The sequence below is a fragment of the Cyanobacteriota bacterium genome, assembly GCA_025054735.1.
Lineage (GTDB): Bacteria > Cyanobacteriota > Cyanobacteriia > SKYG9 > SKYG9 > SKYG9.
In genome coordinates, this window is sequence record JANWZG010000267.1 from 1 (window position 1) to 5488 (window position 5488).

A 5488-nucleotide genomic window follows, 5' to 3' on the forward strand; every position below is an offset into this window, starting at 1 on the left:
ATCCCTCTGGGCGACCACTAGCATTAAATGGTACAAATACAAGTTTGTAACCTGTGCCCCGATCGCGGTTCCACGATCCTCGAAAAGCCACAAAAGCACCATTGTGATAGCGCTGAGGGAACGTTTTACCTGTGTAGAATTTCAGTCCTAGGGCAGCCGAGTGTGCCTGAAATAATACATCAGGGGTTTTGGTTTTAGCCACTAGGTCAGGACGTTTGCTGCGACCACCCCTAGTTTGGCGGGGTTCTATCAAGTTAGGAGCCAAGTAGGCATAAGGCCAACCATAGAACTCACCTGCACGAATGCGAGTAAAGTAGTCTGGCACAAGGTCGTCACCCATGCCATCCCGCTCGTTGACTGTCGTATAGAGTTCCTTAGTGACAGGATGAAGGTCTAACCCTACAGGGTTGCGCAATCCATAGGCAAAGGTTCGACGATCGCTGCCATCTAAATTCATCACCTGCACGGATGCTCTAGGCAGGTCTTCCTCGTCGATGTTAGACGCAGAGCCAATAGACACAAACAGTTTTTTGCCATCTCCAGACACAATCACATTGCGTGTCCAGTGTTGACGATAACCGCCAGGAGTTAACTTCGTGATTTGCTCACCCTTGCCGATCAATTGTTCTTGACCCCGTTGATAGGGATAGCGCCGCACTTCACTAGTGTTACCAAGATAAAAGGCACCATCTGTAAAAGCCATGCCAAAGGGAATATTCAGCCCATTAGCTTCCGTAGCAAAGGGTTTGATCACATCAGCCACACCGTCGCCGTTGGTATCTCGCAACAGACGGATTCGGTTCTGTCGGGTTTCGGTCACCAATACGTCACCAGTAGGAGTGAGGGCTAGCCAGCGGGGTGCGTCTAGCTTATCAGCAAAGACATTGACACGAAAGCCAGAGGGCACATTCAATACAGGCTTAGCGGGGATGGGCACCACCTGAGGAGGCTTGCTGGCACTTTCACTGGCAAAGGGCTGAGGTAAATCTTGCAGGGTAATGCGAATAGGTCTAGGCGTTAGGGGCTGAGTAGCGATCGTTGCTTGAGCCATCAATGCAGGAGAAGCCGCCGTAGGAGAGACCACCACCGAGGGAGAAGCAAGGGGACGATCAGGTTGGGAGCGCATTGCTCCACAGGCTGCCACCGTTACCAGCAGCAATCCTGGAACCAGGACAGTTAGACGACTCATAGCATTCCATGCTGATACAACTATCCCTATTAAAGCGAACGGACAGAAAATCCAGGGGAAAGATCCTGAAGTCATGAGAGGTGGATCAACTCCCTTAGCTCCTGCCTAAATCTGGTGACTGGTATTAAAACCACGGGGAGCCTGCCACAAGGTGACAGACTCCCCGTGGGGAAACTGGAATCGCTAGCAGGTTAATTGCCAGCCTAGAGGAAGCTAGTAACGTTTTGTAGGATACCAGACTTGAAAATGATCACCAGCAGATAGGCAAATACTGCTCCACCAATACCGCCGACCATAAAGCCAGAAGCAAACTCACTCCAGCCCTCTTTGGTGCTCAGTTCCTCAGGAGGATTGGGCGCGGTCACTGTGGCAACAGGCTTTTTCACCCCAGTGCTAGAGTAAACGGACAGACACAACGTTAAGATGACTACCAAGACGATCGCCTCTACTAAGCCAACTACATCAGCAATGCTAGAATTGCGGAATTGACTAGTATAGGCAAAGGGGCCAAACAACAAATAGCCATGAGCCATGCCAATTTCAAGGCCACGGCGCTGAGCCGACAACCCAGCTCGGTAAGCAGGCAAGTTATTAATCAGCGCTTTGGTGAAACCAGAGGAATTTAGCGGTGTTGCCAAATTGCCAATCTGAGGGTCACCTGCAGGACCAACAACATCCATAGTCATGTGAAACTATCTCCAATCGATTTAAAAATACAGGGATGTCAATAGAAATTGAGAGTCTAGATGCCGCTGGGGTCTTCCCGTTCAATGTAGATGAACAATAATGCCATCGTTACTGCCGGAAACACCCAACCAACAATAGGGACAAAAATGGATGGCAAGTAAGAGGCTGCCATTGCTAAGTATGAAGCTGTCATAGAGAGCAATTACCTAAAGTTTGCAGGGTTAATACCAAACGACTCTACTGCGAATCGGTGAGACAGCTTGCAGATGGTAAAAAAATGTAATAAAGCTTAAGTTTGGTGACAACAATCATCAGCTCATGATCTAGATACTATTTAGGCCTGTGGATGTTAGGGTTTGTGTCTTGACTCAACCTATATGATTCAGAGATTGCACTGAACCTTTCCATTAGGGTTACACCGAACCTGTTCATTAGGAATAATAAAGCCCTATAATTCGGCATTCTTGCACTATCACATAGGTACACCTATATAGAGATACACCTCTATAGATACACCTCAACCTTTGCATGTAGCTCATCTACAGGAATTTGAACCTTTCCCCTTGGGCTAAGTGTTTAACCATGTTCCAGGAACCGGCCATTCGCCAATACCTGCTAACCCGGTCAAGCTGTCAGGGCGATTACGAGGTCAGGGATAGATGTCGCAGTAGGGCTGTTTAAGGTCACGTTAGACGACCTCTTCATTGGCTCCAATTGGTTCCAATAACTCTATGGGTGGCACTATAACTAAAGCAGGTAGTGGCGCGATCGGGGCTGCCACTTATTTCACTGTAGAGGATCGTCTATGAATTCCAGTCGAGCTACTATGAACTGCTCCTTGAGCACGATTGTTGTGGGCACAGTGAAAGGCCCTGGCGAGGACAGCAACCAGTATGTGTTCATTACAGCAGACAACCGCTACGTTAAAGTCGGTGAGTTTGTCTACTACGAAGTGCAAGAGACAACAGTGCCCCTGCCAATTTTGGGCAAGATTTCTGCCCGTCGCCTCATTGACCATCTGCCCGATCGCATCTTTGCCGACACTGAAATCAGCCCAGAGACGATCGCTGCCCTCGTGGGGTTTGCCCATCCCAACCCAGAAATCTATGAAGTCACTGTGGAAGTAGTGGGCTATTTTGACAACGCCCTGGGATTCATGAACCCCCGCCGCACACCCGACCCTGGTGCCAAGGTGTACCTAGCGACGGATGACATGCTGAGACAAGTCTTAAATCGGCGACAACCTGGAGACATTGGTTCGGCGCATATTGGTGCCCTGTTACTGCGGGAAGCTGATGCTGTACCAATCGCCTTGGATGTCAAGGAGCTAGTGAGTACCCACATGGCAATTTTAGCCGGAACCGGATCGGGAAAATCTTACACAGCCGGGGTGTTGGTAGAAGAGTTAATGCGCCCCTATAACCGGGCAGCAGTGCTGATTTTTGACCCCCATGGGGAATACAACACCCTAGAGGATATGCGTGGACATCCAGCTTTTCGGGGAGATGATGGCTATGCACCTCAAGTCAACGTGCTGACTCCTAATGATATCCGCATCCGCATGTCATCCTTGGACTTTTACGATGTCGTGATGTTGTTGCCAGATATGAGCGATCGTCAGCAGTCCATTCTTAGCAAAGCCTTTGGACTGGTGAAGCAACACCGCAGCGGCAACCGTTGGGATGCTACAGACCTAATCGCTGCTGTATACGAAGTGGATACCCAGGTAGACGAGGAGGGCAACGAAAAAACAGGCTCTTCAGCACCCGCGTTGGCCTGGAAACTGGATAGATTGGTGCGATCGCCCTACTTTCATCAGTCTCAACACTTGGCTCCCCGTAATTTGTTTGCCCCTGGACAAGTGACCGTCTTGCAGATGAATGAGATTAGCCAAGAAGAACAGCAAGTTATCTGTGCTGCCATTCTGCGGCAAGCCAACCAAGCTCGCATGAACACCCAAAAAGAGCTAGTAACCCCAGAGGACGAAAGCTACTTGCCCTATCCTGTCTTCATTTTGTTAGAAGAAGCTCATCGCTTTGCCCCTGCCCATGAGCCATCCCGTTGCAAACAAGTGTTACGGACGATTCTCAGTGAGGGGCGCAAGTTTGGGCTAGGGGTAGGGCTAATTACCCAGCGTCCCGGCAAGTTAGACTCAGACGTGTTGTCCCAATGTATGAGTCAGTTCATTATGCGGATTGTGAATCCTGTAGACCAGGACAGCCTTAAGTACGGTGTAGAGGCAGCAGGGCGCGACCTCTTGCGAGAGCTACCCGCCCTAACGAAAGGTCAACTCATTATTGCCGGAGCTTGTGTGAACACGCCAGTGTTATGCAAAGTGCGGACAAGGCTTACACGCCATGGGGGTGATACCTTAGATGCACCAATGCTTTGGCAGCAGTATTTTCAACCCCATCGTCAACAGCAGCGCCATGCTGAGGCGGCACCACTAGCAGCCAGGCAGCAACCGAAAACCTTCCGCGGAGTTAGTATTGAGTAAGCAATTGGGTAAAGTCTTATGAAAACAGCATATATTTGGATTGGTGGTGGTGTTGTGCTAGCGGTGATTGCAGGCGCTACGATCGCATCCTTGACGCGCAATCCATCTACGTCAGTTACGAATCCTAGTTCTCCGTCCCCAACAACTGAAGCTGTCTCGCCAACCGTTGTTGCTAATCCCACTGGGGATCCTAACGCTAATCCCACTGGGGATCCTAGCTCTGTAGCTTCACCAGTACCGTCACCAATCGAACAGACCTCTGACCCTACCTTAGGCAGTTCTCCGGTAGCGATCGCCCCCCAAACTACAGGCACTAGCAACCCCATTCAGATAGTATCTTGCAAGATTACAACCGTCACGGTATCTGACCCCGACCCACCCCTTAACCTGCGCTCTACCCCAGAAGTTAAGCCTGATAATATTGTGGGCAAGCTCAATAACGGCACAGTGTTGCAGGTTAAAACAGAGCGCGATGGCTGGTTTCAAGTATCGGTAGCAGAAGGTGGTGCTGCAACGGGGTGGGTATCAAAGCAGCGAACTGACCATAGCTGTAATCAAAAGGTTGCTAGCATTACTCTGAAACCGGGTAGTGTTCCTGTTGCCATTAGCGATCGGTTTGTGGGTAGTGGCACCCATGAATATCAACTGACTGCGAAGAAAGGCCAAACGATGGTATTGACGGTAAAGTCTGGCCCTGCTCCTTACCTGCTTGACCCTAATGGCAAGCTGATTGCTGGAGATGGTCAAGGTGGCGGCATTACTAGCAGTTGGTCGGGGGCACTGCCTGCTGATGGTCGATATACGATCGCCTTTGACTCCAACTTCCGGGGCTATGCTTATAGCATCTCCGTGCAACTGAAATAGGTAGCAGCATTTGCTAGCATCCTCATCCCAGCCTACACATCCCTATGCCATCTCTGGGTCAATTCCTTGGGCACGCAGCAGTTCAGCAAGACGATCAGCCCTTTGTCGTTCCTGCTCAGCCCTTTGTCGTTCCTGCTCGGCCTTTTGTCGTTCCTGTTCAACCAGTTCTACTGCCCAAGGTAGCAACTCACCATCCGCATCCCACCAGCGCAACCAGTAGCCATCTCGTTCTTCCTTTTTGCCCCGCCATG

6 protein-coding genes are annotated in these 5488 nt (G+C 50.3%); 2 read left to right on the plus strand and 4 right to left on the minus strand.

Annotated features, from left to right (window positions below; genetic code table 11):
- From NZ772_12740 to psaI, 3 genes are all read right to left on the minus strand, one after another.
- The coding region (locus NZ772_12740; protein MCS6814418.1) for a PQQ-dependent sugar dehydrogenase at window positions 1-1189 on the minus strand (1189 nt) is incomplete at its 3' end.
- A gap of 203 nt (window positions 1190-1392) precedes the next feature.
- On the minus strand, window positions 1393-1875 hold the full coding sequence (locus NZ772_12745; protein ID MCS6814419.1) for a photosystem I reaction center subunit XI: 483 nt from the start codon (window positions 1873-1875) through the stop codon (window positions 1393-1395).
- Between the two features lie 56 nt (window positions 1876-1931).
- Window positions 1932-2069, minus strand: a complete 138-nt coding sequence (psaI, locus tag NZ772_12750; protein ID MCS6814420.1) for a photosystem I reaction center subunit VIII — start codon at window positions 2067-2069, stop codon at window positions 1932-1934.
- A 612-nt stretch (window positions 2070-2681) separates the two neighbouring features.
- On the opposite strand from psaI, the gene NZ772_12755 reads away from it, so the two are divergent.
- Window positions 2682-4373, plus strand: coding sequence for an ATP-binding protein (locus tag NZ772_12755; GenBank protein ID MCS6814421.1), 1692 nt, complete (start codon window positions 2682-2684; stop codon window positions 4371-4373).
- Between the two features lie 18 nt (window positions 4374-4391).
- Complete coding sequence (locus NZ772_12760; GenBank protein ID MCS6814422.1) at window positions 4392-5237, plus strand: SH3 domain-containing protein; 846 nt, start codon at window positions 4392-4394, stop codon at window positions 5235-5237.
- 42 nt (window positions 5238-5279) lie between these two features.
- Here the strand turns inward: NZ772_12760 and NZ772_12765 are convergent.
- The coding region (locus NZ772_12765; protein ID MCS6814423.1) for a hypothetical protein at window positions 5280-5488 on the minus strand (209 nt) is incomplete at its 5' end.